Source organism: Pseudoalteromonas sp. M8 (assembly GCF_018141365.1).
Taxonomy (GTDB): domain Bacteria; phylum Pseudomonadota; class Gammaproteobacteria; order Enterobacterales; family Alteromonadaceae; genus Pseudoalteromonas.
Genome location: NZ_CP047240.1, coordinates 4,115,012 through 4,141,127, shown reverse-complemented (window position 1 = coordinate 4,141,127; position 26,116 = coordinate 4,115,012). Strand labels below are relative to the sequence as shown.

General features: G+C 42.9%; 18 protein-coding genes and 1 pseudogene. 8 read left to right on the top strand and 11 right to left on the bottom strand.

Annotated elements, in window-relative coordinates:
- Nucleotides 1–35: 35 nt before the first annotated feature.
- Nucleotides 36–2,171, bottom strand: a complete 2,136-nt coding sequence (locus tag GSF13_RS23445) for a winged helix-turn-helix domain-containing protein (protein ID WP_211867266.1) — start codon at nt 2,169–2,171, stop codon at nt 36–38.
- Between the two features lie 200 nt (nt 2,172–2,371).
- Here GSF13_RS23445 and GSF13_RS23440 point away from each other — a divergent pair, with 200 nt between their 5' ends.
- From GSF13_RS23440 to GSF13_RS23430, 3 genes are all read left to right on the top strand, one after another.
- The gene (locus GSF13_RS23440) at nt 2,372–2,746 is read left to right on the top strand and encodes a hypothetical protein (RefSeq protein ID WP_010606862.1); all 375 of its coding nucleotides are present in this window, start codon (nt 2,372–2,374) and stop codon (nt 2,744–2,746) included.
- Nucleotides 2,747–3,773: 1,027 nt separating this feature from the next.
- Nucleotides 3,774–5,852 (top strand): hypothetical protein, encoded by a 2,079-nt coding sequence (locus GSF13_RS23435; protein ID WP_211867264.1) that lies wholly within the window; start codon nt 3,774–3,776, stop codon nt 5,850–5,852.
- A gap of 59 nt (nt 5,853–5,911) precedes the next feature.
- Complete coding sequence (locus GSF13_RS23430) at nt 5,912–6,184, top strand: hypothetical protein (RefSeq protein ID WP_010606859.1); 273 nt, start codon at nt 5,912–5,914, stop codon at nt 6,182–6,184.
- A 357-nt stretch (nt 6,185–6,541) separates the two neighbouring features.
- Here GSF13_RS23430 and GSF13_RS23425 read toward each other — a convergent pair whose 3' ends face one another.
- From GSF13_RS23425 to GSF13_RS23415, 3 genes are read right to left on the bottom strand one after another with little or no spacing between them, the layout of a single operon-like run.
- Nucleotides 6,542–7,084, bottom strand: coding sequence for a cupin domain-containing protein (locus GSF13_RS23425; protein ID WP_174170258.1), 543 nt, complete (start codon nt 7,082–7,084; stop codon nt 6,542–6,544).
- The gene (mtnC, locus tag GSF13_RS23420; protein WP_211867261.1) at nt 7,081–7,767 is read right to left on the bottom strand and encodes an acireductone synthase; all 687 of its coding nucleotides are present in this window, start codon (nt 7,765–7,767) and stop codon (nt 7,081–7,083) included. The genes GSF13_RS23425 and mtnC overlap by 4 nt, the downstream gene beginning before the upstream one ends.
- Nucleotides 7,764–8,378 carry a methylthioribulose 1-phosphate dehydratase gene (locus GSF13_RS23415; RefSeq protein ID WP_174170260.1) on the bottom strand — a complete coding sequence of 205 codons (615 nt, stop codon included), beginning with the start codon at nt 8,376–8,378 and terminating at the stop codon, nt 7,764–7,766. The genes mtnC and GSF13_RS23415 overlap by 4 nt, the downstream gene beginning before the upstream one ends.
- A 102-nt stretch (nt 8,379–8,480) precedes the next feature.
- On the opposite strand from GSF13_RS23415, the gene GSF13_RS23410 reads away from it, so the two are divergent.
- On the top strand, nt 8,481–9,620 hold the full coding sequence (locus GSF13_RS23410; RefSeq protein WP_211867259.1) for a methionine aminotransferase: 1,140 nt from the start codon (nt 8,481–8,483) through the stop codon (nt 9,618–9,620).
- Entirely contained in the window at nt 9,608–10,378 is a 771-nt protein-coding gene (locus GSF13_RS23405) for an amidohydrolase (protein ID WP_211867257.1), read from the top strand. Before GSF13_RS23410 ends, GSF13_RS23405 begins: the two co-directional genes overlap by 13 nt.
- A 76-nt stretch (nt 10,379–10,454) precedes the next feature.
- Here the strand turns inward: GSF13_RS23405 and GSF13_RS23400 are convergent, their stop codons facing one another.
- The 5 genes from GSF13_RS23400 to GSF13_RS23380 form a co-directional block, all read right to left on the bottom strand.
- On the bottom strand, nt 10,455–13,757 hold the full coding sequence (locus GSF13_RS23400) for a methyl-accepting chemotaxis protein (protein WP_211867255.1): 3,303 nt from the start codon (nt 13,755–13,757) through the stop codon (nt 10,455–10,457).
- A gap of 142 nt (nt 13,758–13,899) precedes the next feature.
- A complete protein-coding gene (locus GSF13_RS23395; protein WP_102057702.1) occupies nt 13,900–17,238 on the bottom strand; it encodes an amidohydrolase family protein in 3,339 nt (1,112 codons plus the stop codon).
- Between the two features lie 132 nt (nt 17,239–17,370).
- Nucleotides 17,371–19,530, bottom strand: a complete 2,160-nt coding sequence (locus tag GSF13_RS23390) for an ATP-binding protein (RefSeq protein WP_211867253.1) — start codon at nt 19,528–19,530, stop codon at nt 17,371–17,373.
- Nucleotides 19,531–19,681: 151 nt separating this feature from the next.
- The gene (locus GSF13_RS23385; protein WP_010606850.1) at nt 19,682–20,338 is read right to left on the bottom strand and encodes a response regulator transcription factor; all 657 of its coding nucleotides are present in this window, start codon (nt 20,336–20,338) and stop codon (nt 19,682–19,684) included.
- Between the two features lie 228 nt (nt 20,339–20,566).
- Nucleotides 20,567–20,938 carry a histidine triad nucleotide-binding protein gene (locus GSF13_RS23380; RefSeq protein ID WP_211867251.1) on the bottom strand — a complete coding sequence of 124 codons (372 nt, stop codon included), beginning with the start codon at nt 20,936–20,938 and terminating at the stop codon, nt 20,567–20,569.
- Nucleotides 20,939–21,110: 172 nt separating this feature from the next.
- Here GSF13_RS23380 and GSF13_RS23375 point away from each other — a divergent pair, with 172 nt between their 5' ends.
- Nucleotides 21,111–21,725 (top strand): DUF2057 domain-containing protein, encoded by a 615-nt coding sequence (locus GSF13_RS23375; protein ID WP_211867249.1) that lies wholly within the window; start codon nt 21,111–21,113, stop codon nt 21,723–21,725.
- Nucleotides 21,726–21,852: 127 nt separating this feature from the next.
- On the opposite strand, the pseudogene GSF13_RS23370 reads toward GSF13_RS23375, so the two are convergent.
- Nucleotides 21,853–22,013, bottom strand: a pseudogene (locus tag GSF13_RS23370) (tyrosine-type recombinase/integrase); the annotation flags it as partial.
- Nucleotides 22,014–22,550: 537 nt separating this feature from the next.
- Between GSF13_RS23370 and GSF13_RS23365 the strand changes: the two are divergent.
- Nucleotides 22,551–22,694, top strand: a complete 144-nt coding sequence (locus GSF13_RS23365; RefSeq protein WP_158299133.1) for a hypothetical protein — start codon at nt 22,551–22,553, stop codon at nt 22,692–22,694.
- A 380-nt stretch (nt 22,695–23,074) separates the two neighbouring features.
- Here the strand turns inward: GSF13_RS23365 and speE are convergent, their stop codons facing one another.
- On the bottom strand, nt 23,075–23,935 hold the full coding sequence (gene speE / locus GSF13_RS23360) for a polyamine aminopropyltransferase (protein ID WP_099030945.1): 861 nt from the start codon (nt 23,933–23,935) through the stop codon (nt 23,075–23,077).
- A 220-nt stretch (nt 23,936–24,155) separates the two neighbouring features.
- On the opposite strand from speE, the gene speA reads away from it, so the two are divergent.
- Entirely contained in the window at nt 24,156–26,036 is a 1,881-nt protein-coding gene (gene speA / locus GSF13_RS23355; RefSeq protein ID WP_211867247.1) for a biosynthetic arginine decarboxylase, read from the top strand.
- The last annotated feature ends 80 nt before the right edge of the window (nt 26,037–26,116 follow it).

The following is a 26,116-nucleotide window of genomic DNA, read 5'->3' as shown; positions in this document are numbered from 1 at the left end:
CGTTATAAGCCTATCGGTCGGTAAGCTTTACCTGTTTAGCGGTGATATAACTTTATCTCATTGTGGTATCTCGTGAGGTAAGAAATCAGTAACTTGTCAGCATGAGCATCAAGGTAGTAAATGCTAGATTCGGCATTCACGCTGGCTTTGATATCTAAGATGGTTGTTATTTGTTGATTTGCGTCAAGCTTATATACGTATTGCCGATTATAGAGGTAGATTGCACCATTGGAGGCGGTGATCGTTGGTCTTACTTTTACTTCATTGGTGCGGTTTGCAAGCTCGGATCCGGATATCAAAGGGGTCACTTGAGCCGTTTCTATATTCAGTAACGAAATATTCCGGTTACTTGATAAGGTTACTAGGTGATGGTCGTCGTACCAATCAATACTCACGATGTCATCAACCGTAATGATTTTGTTATTTTTGTCATTCAGAAAAGTAACCTCAATAATTTTGTCATCAGTTACCTTGTGAGCCCGCAGTTGAGCAACCTTATTTCCGCCAAGCCGAGTACCACCATTCTGTTCGTTATCGGACAGAGTTATTAGCACATCAAGAGACTTCCAATCTCTCACTTCAGTTTGTTTGTTGGCGACATGTTTGACGAGAATTTGCTGATTGCTTGGATCTGAGTCGATAATGGAGTAGCCCGAACTTAATGCCGCTATGGGTGAATATCGATGGCTTGAGTCTATATGCATGACCCCGTAAGATTCCACATCTTTGAAAATGGAATCATTGTAGGCAAATTCATTATCCCCAAGGTAAGCCATAATTACTTCGTAAATATTCGGTTTGGCAAAGAGGGTTGATTTACCCGTATTAAGATCGATGACATAGCTGTCATGGTCGTAGCCGTAGGTCGTCATGAGCAATTGGTTTTCTGACATTGGCAAAATGTACGAGGTGGGCTCGACCGCAACTTTTACGGCAGGCAGCTCCGTTAAGCTTTGCATGGAATAGCGTTTGATTTCACTGGTGTTGTGATCAAACCACAGCACACTTTTTTGTTTAGTATTCCAGTTCGCAGCCCATAGCAAATGCGGGAACTCTGCCAATTTTAAGGTCTTTTGCCCTGTTGAAGTGGTCACCAGTAGCTCGACTTTATCACCGATATTACGAGTAAAAATTAGCTGGTGTGACTCAGGGATAATTGCTAAAAGCTGATCCCCAAAACCATGGTTATTCGGTGTTGTGATCCTAGTTTCTTGTTGTTTTTCCATATTATAGCTATAAATAGCACCTAGGTTTGGTACGTCTAAATAGCCTCGTCGACTGTATATCAGATGGTCTTTTCCAAAATCAAACAGTGCGTTAATTAGGCCGCCAGAACAGCGAAAGAGTAACTGGTCATGAGCGCCTGTTTTTGGAGATAACTGGTGGCGGCGGTATTCGCAGATAGGGTTTTCCCCTTCAGATCGGTATAAATAATAAACCCATGTACTGTCAGCCGACCAACCTAAAATGTTGCTGCCATTCGGCAGGCTAAGTGCTCTTTCATGTTGGGTGGTAAGATCCATGAGCCTCACCTCCCCTAACGCCCCAACTTCATTGGTATCAGCTTTAAAATTATAGGCTAGGTAACGTTGATCCGGTGAGTTATACAGTTTGCCATGATGACCTCGATACCAAGATAGTATTTGATTATGGAAAATCTCAGCGGATGGCTGTGGCTGAGGTGCACTTTTTATCTGGAGAGTTTGCTTTGTGACGAAATATAGCACGGTGATCAAAGCGGCGAGCGCAATTAAGGTGCCACAGAGTATTCGCACTCGGTAAGACTTGCTTGCTTCGCTGTTTCCTGTGGTGTCAGATGTTTTACTAGATAGCTCAATCGGTTCAGGTGCCGGTATCGTGAAACTGTAGCCTTTGCGATAGTGGGTTTTGATCGTTGGTTGAGGTTGCAGATCACAAGCCAACTGCTTTCTTAACTCGAAAATGACTCGGTTAATTGTATTGTCGTCGACAAAGTTAAGTTGCCAAACATGTTCAGCCAGTTCCTGCCGCGTAATGATCCGCTCTTGGTTACCAATGAGATACATAAGTGTTTTAAACAGCAGAGGCTCAAGTTCTTTGCGCTCGTGTTTGTTGTTGATGGTTTGTGTTGCCGTATTAAGTTGCCAACATCCTATATCAATATACTTTGATTGTGTTGCTTCAAGAACCATGAAAATACCAAGTTAGTAATCAAAAAGGCGGATATACAAATTTCGATATTATCAAAGATTTCAAAATAATATTCAGCTGTTATTGCTTATATCATTAGAAATTAATAGTTTCCCATTATTGCATGGTCACAAAACCTTCGTTTCAGCTTTAGGGATAAGCTGCTTTACTATAGAGAATTTGAAGTAAGGTAAAGTAGCTAATGAAGGGATGGTTCATTATCGGTGTGGTTGTACTGGCCTTATGCAGCTGCCACTCTATTCACTCGCAAAAAACCTACATCCATATAGTTGCAAGTTGCCCCCCTCAGGTGTTTGAACAATTGTTTATTGATGCGACAGATAGCTTAATTATATCGTCCTCTGAGGCTGAAATTCCTACCGGCATGCACACTAATACTCTGCTTTTTTCACCGCTGACAATGTCTTGGGATGTGGTGGATAAACTTTTGATTGAGTTGGATAACGCTGGATTTAAGTTTCAAGCAGATTTTTTTGGTAAATATAATCACGCTTATCGTGATAACCATATAGGCGTGTATTTTGTTGAAGGTTGTGAGTATTTTATGCGCAAGTGAGATAGATATCGAGTTCACGATGTAATGGGTAAACTATCGACCGTAAAGTGTATAGGTCTTAAGCAGTTACCGTTATATTTAAAAAACGATGCTGGTTGCTTTATTTTGGTTAGAGTGTTGCATTTGTGAGTTATACCAATTTGTCTTAATACTTGCTCAATCTGAAGGAGCAAACCTGACGCTAACTATGTTAAAAACTTCTGATTGAGAACAACTAAGTAGAAAAATTTTGCCTTGCTTATATGGATGTAGATACCTTGGAGGCAACAGGACGCGGTAGCCGTGTTATCGACAATGTTTTATCACCTCATAATAGGGTACTTAATTAATCAAGTTGGCCTTAAAGTCGGGATAAATAACTTACTTTGATAATTTTTATTGATATAGCGGTAAGTGGCAGCCTAATAAGTTCTATTAAAAATTTTTTATTTATGTCTTATTCAGTAATGTGAAAGTCTAAGTCGTTAAAGTGTTTGTTAATTCAGTGGGTTGTTATATTTAACTCCATGCTTTGAATTGCTTTATAAAAATTTTAATTTCTAAACCCGATAATCAAGTTCTTACCAATTTGTTATTTGCTCATGATTTTTTGTAATAAGGTGTTGAAAATAATTGTTATTTTGTTTTTTTTGGAAGTTTTACTTTCTTCTTTATAAGTGTATTTTTGTGATGGCATCTCTCTATTGTTGAAGACCCACTCAATTATTATAGGTATTGGTGTGTCAAGTTTGATGCTTATAACGCCTATAAAAAGTTAGTCAAATACATACAAACCGTAACAAGTAAATAAGGTGAAAATAAAAACGCTTGTATTGAGCTTTATAGTGCTCGTAGCTACCCAAAATGTCACTGCCGTAGAAAGAATTGACGTGATAGGTCATAAGCCATAAGCCATATCCAATGCGGACACTATATCCGTGGGAAGGGGGTAACTCTAGTAATAGCGCTGGCGCTTGGGGTGATGTATAGGAGCACATTTTGCGCCTATACATCGTTGACGATATATATTAATGCAAGGAGCAAAATATTGAGTAAAAAGTCACTTTTAATTGCAAGCGCTACATTGTTAGCACTGCTCTGCCTTTATTGGACATACCTCGCCTTTGACAACATCGAGGAAAATGTAATAACTCGTGAGCCGTTGCAGTCAAATAACATTGGACAATATCAGCATACAAGCTCGGGAAGTGTTGCAACTCAGCCAGAAGAAACGCTCAGTGTGATGTGTAATGACTATGCAAGTGATATTGATGATATGGTAAGCTGGCAAGCTCTAGCTGAGCAGCGTATTCAATATATATTTTCTTCTATGCAGCATCAGGGATTAGGCGAAAACCAGCTAGATTATATTTCAAAAGCTGCGGGCCTAGGTATACTTAGAGGTCGAATGCTAAGGCCTGAATCGAAGTATTACCAATCGGTAGATGCAATCCCTCACTACGCTAATGGTATTTTATCTCAGCGACAGGCTGATATGTTCTGGGCCTACCTTAGAAGTCAAGACATCAAAGGGTTAATAACCGCCTATCAGCAAAATAAAATACAAGCCAGCAAGCGTGTTTCTGTCTACGACACACCTGTGAGTCTCATATTGACGCAACTTCAAGGTGACAATTCCAACGTTATTTCAGAGCTTACCTCGAGCGGTATTTTGGTGACATATCAAGACTTGGTTACAGCCACGCAACTAGGTATCGCTCCAACCCTTATGGCCCAGTTACTCGATGCAAGCGGACTAACACCCAGTGAAGTTTGGTATGACTATGAGTTAGAGCATTATACATCACTAACAAATGTTGCTATTGCTGCAATTAACTCTGAATTAACTACGTTTTGGCTTAAAGAAGGAAGTCCAGCAATTGCTGACCCATTTTCGAATAATGCCCTCGATTTACTCTCACCAGCACCTACAGACAAAGCTGATGAAGTAGAATCTATCATTCTTTTATTACTAGCAAATGGGGTGCGCCCTTCGAACGAACTTAGTAGTAAGAGGCTTCTTCACTGGCTCTCTGATGGTACTCTCGCGCAATATAAGACCCAGCTTCAACACGTAGAAAATGCAATACCGTCAGAATGGCAAGATGAGATTGAATCGGGTGTCGATAAATTATATCGTGCCGTTTTATCAGACATAGTAGCTCCTGAAAAGTTGTCTAAAGCCCATCCCTGCTTTCACTCTGTCGGGCGAGCAAAAATACAGCTAGTATTTAATCGTGAGCACGCATATGAACAGCTAAATAATGAGCAGTTACAGGCCGTTAATGTTAAAGAGATAAAACAGTCAGCTGAGAGTTTGGTTACTACAGTCACTGAACAGAATACTGATCCAAGCATGATAGTCCGTGTTTTAGGGCAAGAACCTGATTTGCTGAACAAAATGGCAGTAGACCATTATCGTTATGAGCAATTAAAAGCTTTGCTGGCGAGACACACCGAACAACAAGCGCAGTTAAGCGATGAAGAAAAGGCAAAGCAAGCCAAGTTACAAGAGGCGATCACAGAAGCCTTTACGCTGGCACAAAAAGGTAATTGGCAGCAAGCTGCAGATCACATGACTGAACAAAATGCGCAAATAGAGCAGCAAGAAATGCTAAACGCTTTATTGACCATGGCCATTTCGACAAATGCCAGTATCGATGAAATAACTAGATTACTTGAAAAAGGGGCACGGCTAGGTCCCCAAACAATATTAAATTTAGTGCGAACGCACAACCTTCCACTAATTAAGGCGCTCGTTAAATATGACTTGGATTTACATTTTGTTGACCCACTAGGTCGCAATGCGTTGCTCTATGCCGTTTTATTACGCACTCCAAAAATCATGACATATTTGCTGAGACATAAGGTTTCAGTCAAGCCAGATCCCTATGGGCTAGATGCCTTAGACTTTGCACTAGAGCAGGTTGAAAATGGGGCAAGTGCCATGGAGTTAGCTGCTGGGAATAATATGAGTTTGAATGACAGCTTTTTCTATATCTCTCAGCTGCTCTACGCGGGAGCCCCTATTGAATCAAGTCACAAACAAAGGGTTGCTGCGTATCAAAATAGCAACCCGATACTATACAAAGAAATTATTTCGGCCTTTCCGAGCTTTAAACTATAGTGTCGTCTTATTTAACCTAAACCAAGCAATAAGCGAATCAAACTTTAAAAGGTATTATTATGGAAAAACAAGAATCGAAATCAATAGAATTAGATGAAATTATTAAGCAATTAGAACAAGCAAATAAGGTTGAACGGAAGAAAAAAATTGAAGTCACGGGGTTTGTTTTCTTGTATCTTGCTCTCTCTGTATTTTTAAACTACTTTCCATACATGTATAAATCTGTGTTATTTGGGTATACAGCGATAACGGTGATGTATTTACTTTTGAAACAGCATCAGCAGCAAACATCAATAAACTTACTCATCAGCGCGCTCAAAGAAATTAAATAATTTTGTATTTTAATCAAATGTCGAGCCGATTAGTTGATAAGGAGGCTTTCTTGCAGTTAGGTACAAAAAGTTAACGCATTTTAGGGAAAGTATGCGCATTTTAAGGACTTAGTTTTGATAAGTGAAAACGTTCATATCAACGGAAATGTAGATTGAAAGTCAGGCCTCTCCAAGAGTTTACCTATTATGTCAGTGCCATGTTGGTTTACTTGCTGTTGTAATACAAATATTGAAATGAGTCATGAGGTAAAATCTGATGATGGAATTTGGTGTGTATTTTGTTGAAGGTTGTGAGCCTAGCATGAGTAAGCAAGTACTCACAGTGCTTCGTTAATACTGTGAGTATTCAGACTTGGATTAATCAAGTAAGGGAAACTGCTTTGCAATGTCAGAGTCCGTGCTTTTCGCAACCCAGCCCTCTTGATTATTGAACAGGCGAATGGCAGTAAATTCTGGATCGCTACCCATATCGAACCAATGAGGCGTATTTTCTGGCACTGAGATTAAGTCGCCTTGCTGACATAAAACTTGATAAACCTTGTCGTTTAAATGCAGGCAAAATAACCCCTGTCCTTTAACAAAAAAACGCACTTCATCTTCGCTATGAGTATGCTCAAAAAGAAACTTTTGTCGCAACTCCGAGGCACTAGGGTTGCCCTTTGCAAGTGAAATCACGTCGACAGTTTGATAACCGCCTTGCGCCTTTAATCTTTCAATATCGCTCAGGTAGGCATTAATAATGTCGTCTTGTGACATTTCAGCTGTGATATCGGTGCTAGTCTGCCATTGTTCAAAGCGTACGCCTTGCTCTGCGAGCAAAGATGCGATGATGTTTGCGTCTTGCTCTTGTTGTAAAGCTTGGCTTGGATTCTGTACCTGGTAGATAGTCAGTTGACTCATGAAAATGCCCCTTCATCAAAATGGTCAAAGCTTGATATAACTGGATGTTCAGGTGATGTTGCTTGTGCATCTCTAAACAGTTGTAATGTTTGCATGCCAGCGGCCTTTGCCGCGTCTAGCTCGGCAACGATATCGCTTAAAAAGAGGATTTGCTCCGCTTCATACGGTAGGGTTGCAATAATATTCTGATACGCCGAAATTTCCTGCTTGGCACCCACTTTAGTATCAAAGTAGTCACTAAATAGCGGGCGAATATCACCATAGTCTGAGTGCGCAAACAGTAGCTGCTGCGCTTTCACTGAACCCGACGAATACACGTAGAGGTCGCGGCCGTTCGCTTTTTGTTGTGTTAAAAATTGGTAGGCATCTTCATACAAATGTCCGGTAAAATCGCCGTTTGTATAGCCAAACTGCCAAACGAGACCCTGTAGCTGTTTTAATGGCGTGATTTTTTTATCTGCGGCGATCCACTCAAGTAGTGCGGCAATCACGGTATCAATGTCTGCATCAGCATTATCCAATTCTGCTCTGACGGCACTAATTTGCTCGGCAACGGCGGCGTCATGCTGATGGTCGCGAATAAACTGCGGTAAATGCGCAGCGGCATATGGGAATAGTATCTCTTTAACAAAGGAGATGCGGGTAATTGTCCCTTCAATATCTGTTAAAATGGCTTTGATCATTGGCGCCCCTCCAATTTGATGCGTTCTAATTCGCAGGCAAATAAAAACTCTAAGCCCTCAATATGACGACGAGTTTCTTGCACTGTGCGGCCCACGGCGTATAACCCGTGACCTCGGATCAATACACCGTGTACAACTGGTGTAGTTTGATGAGATTGCGCCACCCGCTGTGCTAGTCTCTTTATATCCTGATCGTTATCAAAAATAGCAATGGATAGGGTTTCTTCATGAGATTGAATGCCAGACAGTGACTTTTGCATTTCATAACCACGGATCTGAAATTGATCGCCTTGAATAAGCCGTGATAACACAGTCGCAGCTACGGAATGCGTGTGTAATACACACTGTGCACCCGCACATAAATCATATAATTTTAGGTGCAATGCGGTTTCGGCTGAAGGCTTGCCACTACCGGCAATGATGGTGCCTGTGGCGTCTAATTCCAGAAATTGTTCTGGTGTTAATTTACCTTTATCAAAGCCGCTGGCCGTGACAACAAAGCCAGAGTCTGTTTTGATAGAGAAATTACCACCAGTCGCGGGAACCCAGCCTTGCTGAGCAACCCAAGCTCCTGCGTCGATAAGCGCGAGTTTTGCGGCTTGTGTGTGCATAGTTAACACCTATAAATTAAATGCGTTTGGACGGCTATACATCTATTTTGAGCAATGATAGCATCCACTCACGATTAGCACCATAAGAAAGAGAGTGTTGCAGTGAAAAGTAAGTTACCTCAGGTTGGAATTAGTATATTTAGCCAAATGACGGCATTAGCGAACGAGCATGGTGCGATCAACTTATCGCAAGGCTTTCCGGAGTTTGATGCGCCTGATTACCTCAAATCACAATTGAGTCACTATGTTGGCGAAGGTCAAAATCAGTATTCGCCTTCTGCCGGCATACCGAGCTTGCAAGCACAAGTTGCGGCATTAATTGAGCGTCGTTATCAGGTGAGTGTTTCAGGACAAGAACAGATCACGGTGACCTCCGGTGCAACGGAAGCACTCTTCGTGGCAATTCAGGCAATAGTATCTGAAGGGGACGAAGTTATTGTATTCGATCCGGCTTATGACTCCTATGAGCCTGCAATTGAACTTGCTGGCGGAAAAGCCGTACATATTGCATTGACCGCGCCACATTACCAAATTGATTGGCAACAAGTCGCAGAGAGTATCAACCCAAATACCCGTGCTATTATCATCAATACACCGCATAACCCGTCGGCTAAAACGCTGAAGCCGTCAGATTTAGAGCAACTAAAACAGCTGCTAAATCAGCATGACTTGTTATTGATCAGTGATGAAGTATACGAGCATATTACCTTTGATGGTTTGCCCCATCTGAGCGCATTAACTGATCCTGCATTGTTTGAGCGTGCGTTTGTGATCTCTAGCTTTGGTAAAACCTTTCATAGTACAGGCTGGAAAATGGGTTACTGTGTGGCGCCAAAGCAAATGACTGTTGAGTTTAGAAAAATCCATCAGTATGTAACGTTCTCAAGTTTCACTCCGGCACAACTTGCATTGGCTGATATGCTTGCTGAACACCCTGAGCACGTTGATGAGCTGAGTGGGTTTTATCAACAAAAACGCGATGTACTGGTTAAGGCGTTAGCGTCAAGCCGATTTACGCTATTACCAAGTGAAGGGACTTATTTTTTGCTTTTGGATTACAGTGAAATTTCTGATCTTGATGATGTTGTCTTTTGTCGCTATCTGGTGGAAGAGGTTGGGGTGGCGGCAGTGCCACTCAGCGTTTTTTACCAACAAGCACCTGAAGACAAGGTCATTCGATTGTGCTTTGCTAAGGAAAACCAGACATTAGAAGAGGCTGCAAAACGCTTATGTCAACTTTAACCGTTACCCTTGTTCAAACAGATATCCAGTGGCTTTCACCTGAGGCCAACTTTACCCATATTGAACGTTTGCTAGAAAATGTCGAGCCAAGCGATTTAATTTTGCTACCAGAAACATTTGCGACCGGCTTCGCCGTAAAAGAGCTGGGTGTTGAGCGTTATGCTGATGCAGCCATCGAGTTTCTACAGCAATGTGCTCAGCACTTTCAAGCTGTTGTTGCGGGCAGCATACTGGTTTCGCAAGGAGATAAAAAGGCCAACCGTATGGTGTGGTGCCAGCCAGATGGAAAGATACTTCATTATGACAAAAGACACTTATTCTGTTTGGGTAATGAGGGTGATTTTGTGGTTGCTGGTGAGCACCGTGAAGTGTTCGAATTAAAAGGCATAAAATTCTTACCGCAGATCTGCTATGACTTACGTTTCCCAGTATTTCAGCGTAATCAGAATGATTATGAGGTTATGATTAATATTGCAAACTGGCCAGCGGCACGCCGAAATCATTGGGATACTTTACTGGCTGCTCGTGCAATCGAGAATCAGTGCTTTGTGCTTGCGGTAAATCGCGTAGGTGAAGACGGGTATGGCACTGCGCATAATGGTGGTACTAAAGCGATTGACTTCAATGGTAATAGTCTTGTGTCGGCAGTAGATGAACAAGCAGAGGTTATTACCGTAAAGCTAAAACTGAGCGATTTGCAGCAGTATAAAGCTAAATTTCCAGCCCACCTCGATGCGGATAAATTTACGCTGGCATAATACACATTGGTACAGGCATAACATGCCCAACTAAAAGGCTTAGTTGGGCATGATCTAACTCGAAGCTCAACAGGCCCTAAGATGCATTATATTGATGCACAAGCAACTCACCTTCTCTACCTGTGGCGCTGTAATCATTTTTTGATAAACGGAAATAGCTCAATTGGGAGCGCATTTCATGGGCTTGCTCGGCCATTTGTCTCGCTGCTGCCATCGTTTCTTCGGTAATTGCAGAGTTTTCTTGAATAAGATCTGTTAGCCTTTGCACCACCAAATCCACTTCTTTAATGGCTTGCTGCTGCATTGAAGTCGACTCATTGATTTTAATGATGTTGTTATTTACATCACTCACGGCACCAACGATTTGTTGCAGCTTTTCACCGGAACTATTGGCAAGTTCAGTCCCTTGCTCTACCTTCTGATTACTGTTTGAGATAATTTCTTTGATTTGCTTTGCAGAGGCGGCGCTACGCCCTGCCAGCTCTCGTACTTCGTTTGCAACGACTGCAAAGCCACGGCCATTTTCTCCCGCTCGTGCCGCTTCAACGGCAGCATTTAGTGCCAGCAGGTTGGTTTGAAACGCAAGTCCATCAATCACCGATACAATCTCATTAATGTCTTTACTGGCTTTGTTCACTTCAATTATTGCAGCTACGGTTTGGGCAGATAAACTGCCTCCTTCTTTGGCTATGTTTTCTGCGTTTGTTGCCAGTCCTACGGCATCACCAGATTGGTTTGAAACCTTAGTGAGTTCATCTAACATATTACCAGTGCTGGCACTGGCTTCTTCTAAGTTTGCTGCTTGCTCTTCTGTGCGTTGACTGATTTCAGTGTTACTCGCCGCTATTTCTCCGGCACTTTGAGCAACATAATTTGCAGCGGCTTGGATCCCTTCGATTACACTGGTGAGTTTTTTAATTGTGGTATTAGTGTCATTTTGCAAAGACTTAAACACGCCAAAATATTCACCATTTACTTGATTACTTAAGTCACCCTGAGCAACGTTGGCCAACACGCTGCTCACTTCGGAGATTGCCCCAGAGACCTGTAAGGTCGAGTCATTTACATTCTCTTTAAGCTGTTGCAGCTGACCTTGTAGTGGCAACTCTATTTTTTGACTAAAGTCTCCTTCGGACATTGCGCCCATTACGCTGCCGAGTTCTTCGATGACCTGATTGAGGTTCTCGACTGAACGGTTGATATCACCTTTGAGATTATCAAGCTGGCCAGACATCGCAGATTGAATGGTGCGGTCGAATCGACCATGGCTAATAGCCATCATCACCGTAGAAATTTCCGAGATAGCAACATCAACGGCCGTCACCGAAGCATTAATGTTATCTTTAAGTTGCGCGAGTTGGCCCGTTGCTACCACATCCACTTGTTGTTTAAAGTCGCCGTTGCTGACGCCAGCCATCACAGTGCCTATTTCTTTCATTACTCTGTCTAGGTTTGCCATGCTGGAGTTGATATCTTGTTTTAAGGTATCAAATTGGCCTGCGAGTGGGGCATCGAGTTGCGCAGAAAAGTCGCCTTGGCGTAGTGCAGACATAATCGTGCTGATACCGTCAATTGCACTGCTAAGGCTGCGTACGGAATTATTTACCGAATCTTTAAGTTGCGCTAACTTGCCTTTAGCGGGCACGGTGACTTGTTCCTTAAAGTTACCTTGCTCAATATTGGTCATCACATGAACAATACCGTTCATAGTCGAATTAATCGATGCCAAAGAATCGTTAATATTATTTTTGAGCTTGTCTAAATCGCCAGACATGGGAGCATTAAGTTTGGTATCGAAGCGACCATTAGCCATATCAATCGAAATTTCATTCAGCTCGGAAATCGCTCGACTTAACGTATTAGCACAATGGTTAGTGGCTTCTTTTAAGGTTTCTAGCTCGCCCCGACACGGTACTTTGATGCGGTCGTCAAACTTGCCCGAGGCCATTTGATTCATGACGCGATTAGCCTCTGTGATAGAAAGCTGTAAGGCATCTAGTAGTGAGTTGAATGCCTGTGCACTGTTACCTATTTCATCATGACTACGAATGGGGGCACGCAATGAAAAGTTGCCTTCTTGTTCAACTGATTTCATGGTTTCTACCAACTCGTGAACAGGTTTGGTAAGCGTTTTTGAGAACCAATAGGCGACGATCAGTACTAACACTATAGTGACCGCTAAAATAATCATCAGGTATTGAGAGAGTGAGGTGATAGAAGCAAATGCTTCCGCTTCGTCAATTTCGGCAAGCAGCGCCCAACGGGTATTAAAAACTTCCACAGGTGTATAGGCAGATAACACGGCCTCGCCGTTATAGTCCTCAATAACCTGTTGTCCAGATTGATTATTTAATGCTTGAGAGACAGCAAGCGTAGCTACCTTGCCGCGCTCAGGGTATCGAAATGAATTCACCACGGAATGATGTTGTGGATCTAAGAATGAGTCTGAACGCATCAGACCCTCAGGGCCGACTAGGTAGGTTTCACCACTTTCTCCTAAGCCTTCTCGCTCGGTCATAATGGCATTGATGGCATCAATAGATAGCTGTGCAGCTACAATTGCAACGGTTTGGCCATTCACCACGATAGGTTTGGCAATAAAACTAGCGGGTGCATTATAGGAGGGGAGGTATTGTTTGTAGTCTGCGAAAGCGCTGATTGTTGGATCCGCTGAGTCCTTCAGTTCTTGATAAAGAGAAGCTAGATTACTATTGGCATAAGGACCCGTTTCTAGTGACGTAGCAAAGTCGACCTCTTTAAATACAGAATAGACAATATTTCCATTACTTGGGTCAATGATAAAGATATCGTAAAACTCATAAATGTCGGCGATGTTAAGCATATATGGATGGTAACTGCGGTGAGCAAGGTCATAACTATCTAAGTGACCGGTTTCAATAAATTTGTATTTTTCGCCAACTGGGTAGGGGTTGCTTGCTAAGTAACGTGCTTGCAGCGCAAGCCCAGACTCTGAAATGTTACCAATTAGCCTTGCCGTGCTCGTATCTTCGGGGTTTTCTTGATTGAATTTAGGTACGAACACTTCATCATAAAATCGAGATAATTTGGCATAGTTAATATCGGCCTGAGCGCTAGGAAAGCTGGTAATAAACTCTTGTGCAATCACAGGAAGTAATGGGTTTGCCGTAAAGGCATCGAGTTTATCCTCAACGGTCTTAAAGTAACGATTAACCGCGCTTTTTTTAATCTCACTAACGGCACCAAGTTGTGAATATACTTGCGCTGTCATGGCATTCGATGCGGTATTAAGTGCGATGGAAATAATTACTATCAACGGCACGAGCGCGACGATTAGAAATGCAAAAATCAGCTTTTTAGTTAAATTAAGAGAGTTAAAAAATTGCGAAAACCCAGACATAACCTAATTCCTTGTTGTTATGGAAGTACCTATAACAGCATAGAACAGTATTGATTAAGATCTAGACAAAAAATAAAAAACCCGGCTATCTAGATAGCCGGGCTTGTAAACTTAACGTTTCACGCTTCAATCGTGCTACGTATTAGTGTTTCCAATGATAGGTATGGGCCTTTTCTTCCATATACTCAGCAGTTGCTGGATGCATTTGGGTTTGTGCGCCATTTTCAAAGAAGAAAGGCTGACGTTTATTGTCATAGTTGCCGATTTCATTCATGGTGGCCGCATCGTAGATACGGCCATTGATCACGGTGTAGGCAACTTTCTCTGAATCACGGATGTTAGACAGCACATCACCATCTATGATGGCAAGATCGGCGAGTTTTCCTTGTTCAATCGTACCAAGGTCACGGTCCATACCTAGATATCTTGCACCGTCGATTGTACCGCTGCGAAGCGCCTGCCAAGGTGTAAATCCGCCTTGTGCCATAGACCATAATTCCCAATGTGCAGCTAGACCTTCACGCTGGCCGTGAGCACCAATGTGCACAGTCACACCCTTATCGCGAAGCTGTTTTGCGGTTTTGGCGACATTGATATGGTTATAGTGACGTTCAGGTGCTTTGCTTGGACGAATTGATCTTGGCTTTACCACATACTCAGGAACGAAGCTCATTAAGCGCTCGTTTTCCCACACATTAGTGTGTTGATACCAGTATTCTTCGCCAGAGATACCGCCATAGGCAACAACGAAAGTTGGCGTAAAGCCAACATTTGTTTGTCCCCACATTTGTTCGATATCAGAGTAAATATTCGGGATCGGCAGGGCATGTTCAACACCGGTATGACCATCGACTATCATGTTCATGTTGTGTTGGAATTTTGAACCACCTTCAGGCACAACCATGATTTCCATGTTCTTCGCCGCTTCCAATACTTGCTGACGTGTCTCACGGCGAGGGTGGTTGTAACTCTTCACTGAAATAGCGCCAGCGTCTTTTAGGCGTTTAACGTGGAACTCTGCGTCTTCAAGGTTACTGATTGGTGTTTTATAACCCGGCGCGTGACCAGCATATAAAATACGTCCAACAGAATAGGTACGTGGCGCGACCGTTAAACCCGTTCTTTGTAGTTCTGCCATAGAAAATACCTCGGCAGAGTTATTTGATGGATCATGGATAGTCGTTACACCAAAGCTAAGATTAGAATACTGATTCCAATTTTGCTGTGGCTGTAGGTTATAGCTACCGTAACTGCCATGTGCGTGGGCATCGATAAGGCCTGGGATCACGGTTTTACCGCTAATATCCATTACTTTAGCTGTGCTAGGAACGTCTAGCTCACCTTGCTTACCGACTGCAACGATGCGATTCTCTTTGATTAGGATCACACCATTGTCGATGATTTCTTGTTCGTTCTCAGCGTTACGCATAGTCACTACTTTACCGCCGACTAACGCAATCATACCTTCAGGCTTATCTGCTTTTTGCTCAAAACTCAAGTCGATACCTTCAGCGGTTAGCTCGTCGGTGTTGTCAGATGCACCATCGACGAAAGCGAAAGTGTCAGTCAGTTTGCGCTGATAAAGTGTGGGACCAAATGCCCAAGTTAGCGCGCTGCTGTCCGCTTTCCAATTTAGGAAATCACCAGAGTACTTTGACACTTGCTTAACTGGGAAAGCTTTCTCACCCTTGTTAATGGATAAGGTTTTACCCGTACTGGTAAAAGGTGCAACAAACGTATTGAAATGCTCGATAAATGCAACATATTGGCCATTTGGAGAGACCTTAAAGTCAAAGACGTAATCACCTTTGAAGTGGCTACGTTCTTCTTGACCATTGAGGTTAACACTTTTTAGTTCGCGATGTGTTTCATCACTCATGGTGGAGAAGTAAATGCGCTCAGAGTCGGCTCCAAAGTGCGGATTGTCGCCGCGTTTAATGATGCGTTTTGCTTCACCGCCGTTGGCATTAACTAGATAAATCCCTGGATGCATTGACCAGTCACCGCTTAGCAAGTAGCCACCAGTTACCTTTTTAAATAGCACGTTTTTGCCATTTGGTGAAAAGCTAGGTGAGATATAGTGACCAGGTTCTTGGGTGATCACTTTACCTTTACCACCGTTTGCAGACACAACACGTATTGCGCCTAAGTCTTTATCACTCCAAGTTGTGTAAACGATAGACTTGCCATCGCGAGAGTAGCTTGGGTAGAACTCAAAGTGGTCGGTTTGCTTAGTGAGGCGTTTTACTTTGCCTGACGCAATGTCTTTTACGTAAAGGTAGCCAAGCGCTTGGAATAGTGCAGTTTCACCATCAGGAGAAATTTGCGACCAGCGTGCAAGTTTGACTTTAAAAGTGTCAGGCGCGACATCTACCGCAAAGCGTAGCGCCGGTGTGATTTGTTTTTCAGCGACAACGCGAGTAGGGATGACGTTGACCTCGTGCGATGCGATATTGACGCGGTTGAATACCCCTTTCGCCCAAAAAACGAGGGATTTACCATCCGGCGTGTAAGCAAAAGAAGGTGTGTTACCATGTGCGCCATTGGCTTCTTGTAAATCGCGATCAAGGCCGGCATAAACACGAGTTTCGACGCCAGAGTGTAAATCTTTAATATATAAGGAACCGATCATTTCGTTGCCGTTATCTTCGCGTTTAACAAACGCAATAGATTTACCATCAGGACTGACGGTTGGACGAATAGCACCGCCAGCACCACGGATCACTGTCTCTTCTTCACCGGTTGCTAAATCCCAACTACGAATTTCGAATACAGCGTCGAGCGAGTTTTTGTTATATTCCCAGCGCACGCCAGAGGTCGCATCAACTGAGTAATAGATTTTCTTGCCATCGTGAGAAAAAGCGGGCTCTGCAACGTTCTTTTGCGATTTTGCACCATGTAGACGCTCGCGAACCAACACGCCTTTACCGCCGCTGATGTGATACATACGAATAGAGCCACCTGGAATGGTACGCCCCGTTACTTGACCTTGCTTAACTGCAATGTATTGACCATCAGGCGACCATGCAGGGTTGTGAACAATATTATTCACTTCTTTTGATACCTGACGCAGGTTTTTGCCATCTACGTCCATCACCCACAGGTTATCGCCACCAGCGCGATCGGAGATAAATGCGATGTGCTTGCCATCAGGCGAAAACTTAGGTTGAATGTTCCAGCCCATGTCGGATGTTAAGGCTGTTGCTTTACCACCGCCAATTGGCATGATGTAAAGGTCGCCAAGCATATCAAAGACGATGCTTTTACCATCAGGGCTAACATCTAAGTTACTCCATGTGGTTTCGTTGGTATCGATGGTGATGGTTTGCTTTTCACCTGGTGGGTTGAGCACATCCCAGCCTTTGGTTGACTTCTCTTCTTTTTGCGTGGCTGTAACGGCATCATCAGCGCTGGCTGGCTGAGCCAAACCAATCACAGCAGCACCAATAGCAATGGCTAATGGTGATTTAAAAAATGACATAGATGTTCCCTTAATTTTATAGTTATTGCCCAAGGCGAGCAGTTTGCCTCGGTTAAATTAGCGTTAATGTATATGCTTACTAAGCATGAACAAGTTTTATTATGATGTCGAACAACATGCGTTTAATGACGCTTAACCTATCGCCTCTTTACGAACAAAGTGGAGATATGCAGCGAGACTGTCTTGCCATAGCGTCATGGCTTCTGTGAGTTCATCATGGCAGGATTTGCCATCCAATAAGCGGCGCTCTGCTTTTTTCAAATTTGAACCATAGCGGTTAAACCCGAGTTGTAACGCGGTGCTGGCTTGACGATGAAGCTGTCTAATACATTGATCTTCGTCTTGCTCTAATAGCTGCTGAATATGGATGAGTTTATTACGAGCCGACAACACAAACTCGTTGTAAATCGAAGAGACTTCATCTTCACTAAATCCAGACTTTAGGGCATTTACAGCCGTTTCATCGTATAGGATATCGGGCAACTCGACGCTGACATTGGCTTTTTTGGGAGACTGAGACTCGCTAAGCGCTTGGCGTAATTTTTCTTGCTTTATCGGTTTGCCAACAATATCGCGAATGCCGAGTGCTAAGTATTCTTTAACCTCATCAGGGCTGAGGCTTGCGGTAAAGGCTAGGAAAGGGGTTCGTTTGTTTTTATGCTCACAATTTTGTAGCTGCTTTAATACTTCTTGCCCGGAAAGATCGGGTAAGTTCATGTCTAACAACACCACATCGAAATGGTGCTGTATTAGCATCTCGATGGCGCTTTTACCATTGGTTGCCAATTTAACCTTATGCTCATCTTCTGCCATAAACTCAATAGCGATTTTTTGGTTGAGATCTAGGTCTTCGACCAACAGTACTTTCAGACCAGTGATACAATTATCGTGCTGCGGGCGCTGCTCCACTAGGCTCAGTTCACCAATGTTTAGCAGTAAATCAAAACTGAATGTACTGCCTTTGTTAAGCTCGCTTTGAATATCTAGCTGCGAATTCAGACGGTTGAGTAGGCGACTGGTAATGGCAAGCCCCAAGCCCGTACCACCCTTAACTTTACCTGCACTACTTTGTACGTATGGCTCGGTCAGCTTATTAATATCTTCACTATCAATACCTGGCCCTGAGTCCGTGATACTAAAGCGCACTTTATGCTCAATTTGTTGGTCTTTTAAAATCTCAACTTTGAGTTTTACTTCCCCTTTATCAGTGAACTTAATGGCATTACCAACGAGGTTGATAAGAATTTGTCTTAGCTTTTGTTGGTCAAAGTAATAGCACACCTGATCGGGCAGCTCGTACACCAATTCAAAGTGCAGCTTCTTTTGCTCTGCAAGCGGACTTAACAATAAGCAAAGGTTCTGTAGCCAACTTCTAAGCTCAACGTCCTCTTCGTACAAGGCTTCATCACTTTGCTCCAAACTGGCGTAGTCTAGTACTTTATCAATCAGTAAATTTAGCGACTCTGCAGAGTTTACGATAGCCTCACAGTAGGCCTTGTTGCGACTATCTCTGGTGCGTCCCAGTACAAGTTGGGCGCTGCCCAAGATACCGTTAAGCGGAGTTCGTATCTCATGACTGATCGTTGATAAAAACATACCGCGCAGCTCAAGGTCTTGTTGTGCCTTTAATGCAAGTTTATTAAGGTTTTGTTCTCTTTGCTCGTTACATAACAGCGCCATGCCGGTGGCATAAAAAATGGGAGCAAGGACGCCATTGAAGAAAATAGTGATGGTAAACCAGTTCTCTTTGAAAAGCGTGAAATGCGTCACTTCTCCCATTAATAGGGTTCTGCCGGTAAATATCACCAATATAATAAGTAGAATGGTGATATAGACTATGCTGCCGTTAGGGTATTTATTTCGTGCAAAGCGGATAAAGAAATAGAGCAGGAGTGTCGCTTCAGCTAAGTGTTGTAAGTCTGAGATAAGGATCCTGTCTCTCAGGCTAGGAGAGAAAATACTGCTGTACATCAACAAGATGAAAAGCCCTGCTGTAACGCCGAGAAACACTTTAAAGGATGGGCCTTTAACCCCTAAAAACTGCCTTATCGCCATACAGTGGATGATGGAGGCCGTGAATAGCAAGGTATTAGCAATGGGAATAGTTTCCCAATTGTCAAAATAGCCGTGTAGTGCAAAGGAAGAAATCGCACAAAGCAAAACCAGAGGGTAAAAAATATAGAGCAGCGTTCCGGGAGTGCTTTTATTCGCTCGCCACGTTAAAAAGGTAAGGAGTGCCATCATTGCCGTCATGACGAGGCTGGTTAGGTAGAGGGTTTTTGGGTCGAGCATTTACCTAAAACTGCTTTTTGTTGCGAAAAAACTTAGCATAGAGGTATTCGTTGAGGCAGTAAAGCCCGTATGAAACAGAAGCTTCGATATCACGATGTCAGCGCTGTCTTCCCCCGCCGACTTGCGTCAGCAGGTTAAAGACATATGAAGCTTAGCGAATTTCGTCAGGAATATTCTGCTGAGCCCATGAAAGGAGTTCGATACGGTTACGACATTTGGTCTTACGAAATGCACTGTACAGATGCGTTTTCACCGTATGTGGACTGATATTTAGCTCTTCAGCGATCTCTTTGTTTTTCGCGCCTTTACTCATTAGCGCGATAATTGCTTTTTCTCGCTTAGTGAGCTTAACAGGTTCGATATCACCTTCGGTTAGTTTATGTAATGCATCCTTATTGAATTGCAACATGCGATTTAATACATTACACATCACGTCACGGCGATACCACAGTTGATCTTCAAGCAACAAACGGATCCCTTTCATTAGCACGTCGGCGTTGTCTGTCGTGTAAAATACACCACGAATACCGCTTAGCAGCGCACGATTGGCAAGCTCCGGGTTTTCATCTAAGTTGAATAGCACGATATCGCATTTAACTTTGAGGTTGACTAGTTGTTCTTTTAATTGACCCCAAGAATCGTTCACTGCGGTTTCGATGAAAAGTAATCGAGTGCCTTCAGGCACATCTGAGATATCAGTTCCGATAGTAACATCCAACCCTTGGGTTTTTAACAAAGGCTGTAACACATTGATACCAATGGTGTTAACCGGTTCTTTATCTAATAACAAAAAAGCACTACTGCTCATTTTAGGACACACTCTAATTTTTCCGATTTCTCAATGCTAACATGGGATTCAGACCTTTTGTATTAGAATTTTTAGTACAAGATAGAGAAATCCGCTATATAACAAAGTGAAATAATAAATCGAAATTATGTACAGAATATGTATTTAAATGTAATTTATTGAAATAAGTAAGCTTTTAACAATTTCTGTTAATAACTTACTTATTTACATTGCTTAACAGAGAATAATTTAAACTGGTACTTTTTTCGTATTTTGGTAAGGCGGCCAGCCCATTTCTTTTCCAGCTAATACATGTAGATGAAGGTGATATACGGTTTGACCACCGTGATCATTACAGTTCATCACCACGCGATATCCATCTTCCGCAAAGCCGTGCTCTCTCGCTAATTTGGCGGCAACAACATATAAATGACCAACAAGATGAGCATTTTCTTCCGTCACGTCATTGATGGTCGCAATTGCTGTTTTAGGAATAACTAAGACGTGAAATGGTGCTTGTGGATTAATGTCTCTAAACGCGAGTGCTTGTTCATCTTCGTAAACGATGTCTGCTGGGATCTCTCGATTAATAATTTTGGTAAAAATAGTTTCTGAACTCATGGTCCTTCCTTATCTGCATATTGAATTGCTCTAGCATAGCTAACTCTCAAGGAGACTCAATAGATTTGATGCGTTATCCCGCTGCGCATCAATTAAAAGGGTAGAGATATAAGCAGGTATGCAGTAATCTCATCAAGGTATAATGATTTGGTACTCACGAAGGAGTGAATAGATGCGCTTAAAATATACGCTTGCGACCGCTGTTTTACTGTTGTCACCGCTTTCACAGGCTGCGTTGCTAAGTTTTCCTGAAGAAATTATTCCCTTGCAAGTTGATGATAAAACCATTGAACACTCATTCTTCTCCAAAGTGCGAGAGCTAGACTTAGCAAAAGGTGAGTATGCGGTCAAAATGCGTTACACCGACTTGTATGAAGTGGGCTATGACGACCACGAAACCATAGAGTCGAAGCCATTTTGGGCAAAAGTAAGTATCGATCAAGACGGCGAGTATCAGGTTGAATTTAACCGACCTGACAATGTGGTTGCGGCAAAGGCATTTGCAGATCAGCCGTTGATTATGTTGCAAGCACCCAATGAATCGTTAGCGACAACATTGGTGGTGACACAAGAAAGACCTAAATTAACGGCGACGATGGTAAGTGAGCCTTCAACAGCCACTGCACCACGTTATTCAACGCCAAGTACTACCACACGAGCCGTTACGCCAGCACCTGTAGCGCCTAAATCAGCACATCCAGATGTGGTTGGCATGTTGGACTATTGGTGGCAACAAGCAACTCCAGAACAAAAACGGTTGTTTTTGGAAAAAATAAAGGGCAACTAAGCCCTTTATCTGAATAAGTCTTAATTTGACCTGTTAGTCTTTATTAACGGGGCTCAATCAAATATGACCGTTGTGTATGTGTCAGAAGCGAACCCGCAGGCGTAACTCGTTTTTGCCCCAAAACAAGCTAGAAAATTTTGCTCAAAGGGCTAACAACTCCGTTTGCGTCTTGCTGTAAAACATGAGTATATATTTGCGTTGTCTCACATCGGAATGACCAAATTTAGATTGCACGGTTCTGATATCTGCACCACTTTGTAGTAAATGAGTAGCCAATTCATGTCGCAAGCGAAAGTTAGCATTAATAAAGTCACAAGAATCACACACAGGTAAAGTGGAGAGGCCAAAGACAGAAGAAAGCGTGACGCTGATACCACATTGGCCTTGTCAGCATTGTCGAGCAGGTATCTTGCGGCTAATTGGCGTATTCAAGTTAGATGCAACAACGGCCAAAGTAGAACGAACGAGGTGGCAGCTAGATAGCTTTTTACAATCAATGAGTTAACCTGCTTAATTGTTCAGGCTAGAGGTCTTTGTACGCGTAAAAAATATAATTGCTTATTAAGGCAAATTTAGGTGTAATGAATACATAATAAGCGCTGAGCAATGCAGGGAAAGCTTACATAACACTAGCTAGGAAAGTGAGAGCCTCCAAAAAGCCTATTTTTTCTAAGTAAGCTATAGCATAAACAACACCAACTCTGTTACACCGAGCAGGTAGCGGCTCAGTTCAACAAGCGATTATGCAACACAAATTGCGTGTCACATAAATACTAAAACGTTATGGCTAAGTAACTTCGCGTGCGGTTGTTTTAAGGAAGATTTATGATTAATGAAATTAAAAATTGGTGGAGCTCAGTACCAAAAGCCCAGAAAACTGGCCTGATTGTGTTAGCGGCATTTGTTGCGGCAGCTCTTATCATGAGTTTTGGAGTAATTATTGGCTCATCTCTGGGCAAGGCGCTCTAAAGTTGTTGCCTTTGCAAAAAGATATATTTGAGCAGTTATGGCAAAACGAGCTACCAATGTCGTTATCAGGTCTGGAACATGTGTCATCAAGCGAGCGAAGTAGTCATAACAAGGTCAGGCACAGCGACGGCTTTTCTGTTGCGGCTTCACCTTCACTACAAAGCCGCGTGTGCTGGCGGCGTTAGTCCATAGAAATTTTTATGCGAAATTCGTCTAATGCAGCCGACGGCCGAAAACGTTTTTATCCGTGCGAACTAGAGCGAACATCTACTGTTCGCTCATAACTACAGGTCAGGTGAAGTATTAACCCAATCATCAAGGCTGTAGAGTCAGATATGAGTCACTACACTTTAACAATTGAGTTTATGTTTTGATTCGGCCTACTTTTCGAAAGCACGCTTCATAAAGTTAGGTGTTGCTAATGCACCTTTATGAATACCTGTGTTGTAGTACTCAGTATCAAATGTTGCGTTATCAACGTCTTGTTCGCGGAATCCGGCAAACTTTTCATCTTTACGCGCCATCGTTGCTGACCACAGGCCGCTTGGGTAGATTGGCTGTGGGAAAGGCAGGGTTTGCAGATCAACAAAGCCTACTTCCAACATTGCATCGCGCATTTCTAGTAGCAACGGCATGTGCATCAGTGGTGATTCACTTTGCTGGATCATGATACCACCAGTGCGAAGCGCTGCTAAACAGCTCTTGTAGAATGCGTGGTTGAATAAACCTTCACCAGGGCCAACAGGATCGGTGCCATCAACGATGATAACATCGATAGACTCTGCTTCGGCTTCACGCATATATTTGATGCCATCATCAAACATCACAGTTGCACGAGGATCGTCATTAGACTCACAAAGCTCAGGGAAGTATTTCAAAGACATTTGCGTTACAACTTCGTCGATATCAATCTGCGTTACTTTTTCAACGCCAGGGTGCTTTAATACTTCACGCAATGTGCCACAGTCGCCGCCGCCAATGATCACAACATTTTTAGGTGCAGGGTGCGAGAATAGCGCCGGGTGACTCATCATTTCGTGATAGAAAAAGTTTTCACGCGTGCTCACCATAGTGCAACCGTCAATGATCATCAGGTTACCAAAATCCGTCGTTTCAAACATTTCTACTTTTTGAAATGGTGATTGGATTTCGTCTAATTTTTTGTTGACTCTAAGTGAAAAAGCGCTGCCATCGCGGTCGCTAATTTCTGTAAACCAACGGTTTGCTTCTAAGTTTGCCATGATTGTGTTCACACTTGATAAAAATTAAGGCAATTTTGCCAGTGCTTGCGCCTTTGCTCAATCAATTTTAGTCAACATTTTGTACTTTGCCTCATATTAGTCCTAATCAAGCATGGGCTATTTATCAGGTTTGTAAGCTAATGAAAACGCAACTTTAGGTCGCATTGACTTGCCTCGCGTATTAGAATGAAGCTTTATAAAGAATTAATTGAGAGCAGCAATGACTTGGGGTCTGCAAACAGCACGTTCTATCTATAACGTTACCCACTGGAGTGACGGCTATTTTGATATCAATGAACAGGGCCGGTTAGTGGCGTTTCCTGATGGTGATCGCACTAAGCCACCAATTCTTCTTCCAGAGTTAACTGAGCAATTTAAAGCGCAGGGGCTAACTTTGCCGGTTTTGGTGCGTTTTACCGACATTTTAAAACATCGTGTCGATACCTTGACTCAAGCATTTACTGCTGCACGAACTCAACGTGATTACCAAGGCCAGTACACTTGTGTTTACCCAATAAAAGTGAATCAGCAGCGCTCGGTTGTCAGCAAGTTATTGGCTCATCCAAGCGGTCTTGTTGGCCTTGAAGCCGGTTCTAAGCCTGAGCTGATGGCAATTTTGGGTGTGGCACACCAACCTATTACCATTGTCTGTAACGGCTACAAAGACAGTGAGTTCTTGCGCTTAGCTTGCATTGGTCAAGCGATGGGTCATCAAGTAAACATAGTCGTTGAAAAGCTCTCTGAACTAGATACCTTATTACAGGAAATCGACGATTTAGGGATTGAACCGTCGATTGGTATTCGTATTCGCCTTAATTCAGTTGGTAAAGGCAAGTGGCAAAATACCGGTGGTGAAAAAGGCAAGTTTGGTCTTACTGCTAGCCAAGTGCTGCAAGCGGTTGAGCTACTTAAGTCGCATAATCGTTTGCACTTAATGCAGTTGGTACACTTCCATATCGGCTCGCAAGTTGCCAATATTCGCGATATTCAACGTGCGCTTAAAGAATGTGCGCGTCACTATGCTGAGCTATACCAACTAGGTGTTCCGCTGCGTATCGTTGATGTTGGCGGTGGCCTAGGAGTGGATTATGAAGGCTCAGGTTCTCGTAGTTCATGCTCTATGAATTATACGGTGGCGGAATACGCGAAAAATGTGGTGCATGCTTTTCATGATATTGCGGAGCTCAATAACATTCCGCATCCGGATATTATTACTGAATCTGGCCGAGCATTAACTGCCCATCACGCGATGCTTATCACGGATGTGATCGACGTAGAAAAAGCGCCAAATCAAGTTGAACCGGTGCAGCCACAAGATACCAGCCCATTGGTGTTGCAAGAGTTATGGCATTCGTTGTCACAACTGACTCCTCGCATGGCTTTAGAAACTTATCATGACGCTATGCACTTGTTCAGCGATGCACACGACCAATACGTGCATGGTTTGATCAGCATGCAAGAGTGGGCGCAGCTTGAGCAGCTTTACTTCACGACACTTCATAAAGTGCGTGAGTGCTTAAATGAGAATGCGAGAGCACACCGAGAAGTACTAGACGACCTCAATGAAAAGCTGGCTGATAAACTGTTTGTGAACTTCTCGTTGTTCCAATCACTGCCGGATGTTTGGGGTATTGACCAGCTATTTCCGGTGATGCCTATCGACAAGCTCAATCAGCCGTTGACGCAAAGAGCGATTATTCAGGACATTACCTGTGATTCTGATGGTCAAATCAACAGTTATGTTGAGGGCGCGGGTATCGAGTCAAGTTTACCCATTCCTGAGTATGTGCCGGGAGAGCAATATCACGTTGCAATGTTCTTGGTGGGAGCCTATCAAGAAATATTGGGTGATTTACATAACTTATTTGGTGACACAGACTCAGTACACGTTGAGCTTTGTGATGAGGGTTATAAACTCACTAATGCAATCAAGGGCGACAGTGTTGAAGATGTACTGCGCTTTGTTCATTATGACAAAGCGGTGTTATCTGAGAATTACGCACAGCAAGTCGCGGCCTTGTCGTTGCCAGAGTCAATTAAAGCTCAGTATCTGCAAGAGTTAAACGCCGGACTTGAAGGTTATACTTACTTCGAAGATTGATTTTCAAATAGTGAAATGGAATAAATTATAGCCGACCAACTGGTCGGCTTAATTGTGTGTGATTTTCAAGGTATGATACA

Excerpts from the sequence above, each read along its gene's own strand:
- GSF13_RS23445 (WP_211867266.1), bottom strand. The coding sequence starts at position 2,171 with ATGGTTCTTGAAGCAACACAATCAAAGTATATTGATATAGGATGTTGG.
- GSF13_RS23440 (WP_010606862.1), top strand. The coding sequence starts at position 2,372 with ATGAAGGGATGGTTCATTATCGGTGTGGTTGTACTGGCCTTATGCAGC.
- GSF13_RS23430 (WP_010606859.1), top strand. The coding sequence starts at position 5,912 with ATGGAAAAACAAGAATCGAAATCAATAGAATTAGATGAAATTATTAAG.
- GSF13_RS23425 (WP_174170258.1), bottom strand. The coding sequence starts at position 7,084 with ATGAGTCAACTGACTATCTACCAGGTACAGAATCCAAGCCAAGCTTTA.
- mtnC (WP_211867261.1), bottom strand. The coding sequence starts at position 7,767 with ATGATCAAAGCCATTTTAACAGATATTGAAGGGACAATTACCCGCATC.
- GSF13_RS23415 (WP_174170260.1), bottom strand. The coding sequence starts at position 8,378 with ATGCACACACAAGCCGCAAAACTCGCGCTTATCGACGCAGGAGCTTGG.
- GSF13_RS23405 (WP_211867257.1), top strand. The coding sequence starts at position 9,608 with ATGTCAACTTTAACCGTTACCCTTGTTCAAACAGATATCCAGTGGCTT.
- GSF13_RS23400 (WP_211867255.1), bottom strand. The coding sequence starts at position 13,757 with ATGTCTGGGTTTTCGCAATTTTTTAACTCTCTTAATTTAACTAAAAAG.
- GSF13_RS23395 (WP_102057702.1), bottom strand. The coding sequence starts at position 17,238 with ATGTCATTTTTTAAATCACCATTAGCCATTGCTATTGGTGCTGCTGTG.
- GSF13_RS23390 (WP_211867253.1), bottom strand. The coding sequence starts at position 19,530 with ATGCTCGACCCAAAAACCCTCTACCTAACCAGCCTCGTCATGACGGCA.
- GSF13_RS23385 (WP_010606850.1), bottom strand. The coding sequence starts at position 20,338 with ATGAGCAGTAGTGCTTTTTTGTTATTAGATAAAGAACCGGTTAACACC.
- GSF13_RS23380 (WP_211867251.1), bottom strand. The coding sequence starts at position 20,938 with ATGAGTTCAGAAACTATTTTTACCAAAATTATTAATCGAGAGATCCCA.
- GSF13_RS23375 (WP_211867249.1), top strand. The coding sequence starts at position 21,111 with ATGCGCTTAAAATATACGCTTGCGACCGCTGTTTTACTGTTGTCACCG.
- GSF13_RS23365 (WP_158299133.1), top strand. The coding sequence starts at position 22,551 with ATGATTAATGAAATTAAAAATTGGTGGAGCTCAGTACCAAAAGCCCAG.
- speE (WP_099030945.1), bottom strand. The coding sequence starts at position 23,935 with ATGGCAAACTTAGAAGCAAACCGTTGGTTTACAGAAATTAGCGACCGC.
- speA (WP_211867247.1), top strand. The coding sequence starts at position 24,156 with ATGACTTGGGGTCTGCAAACAGCACGTTCTATCTATAACGTTACCCAC.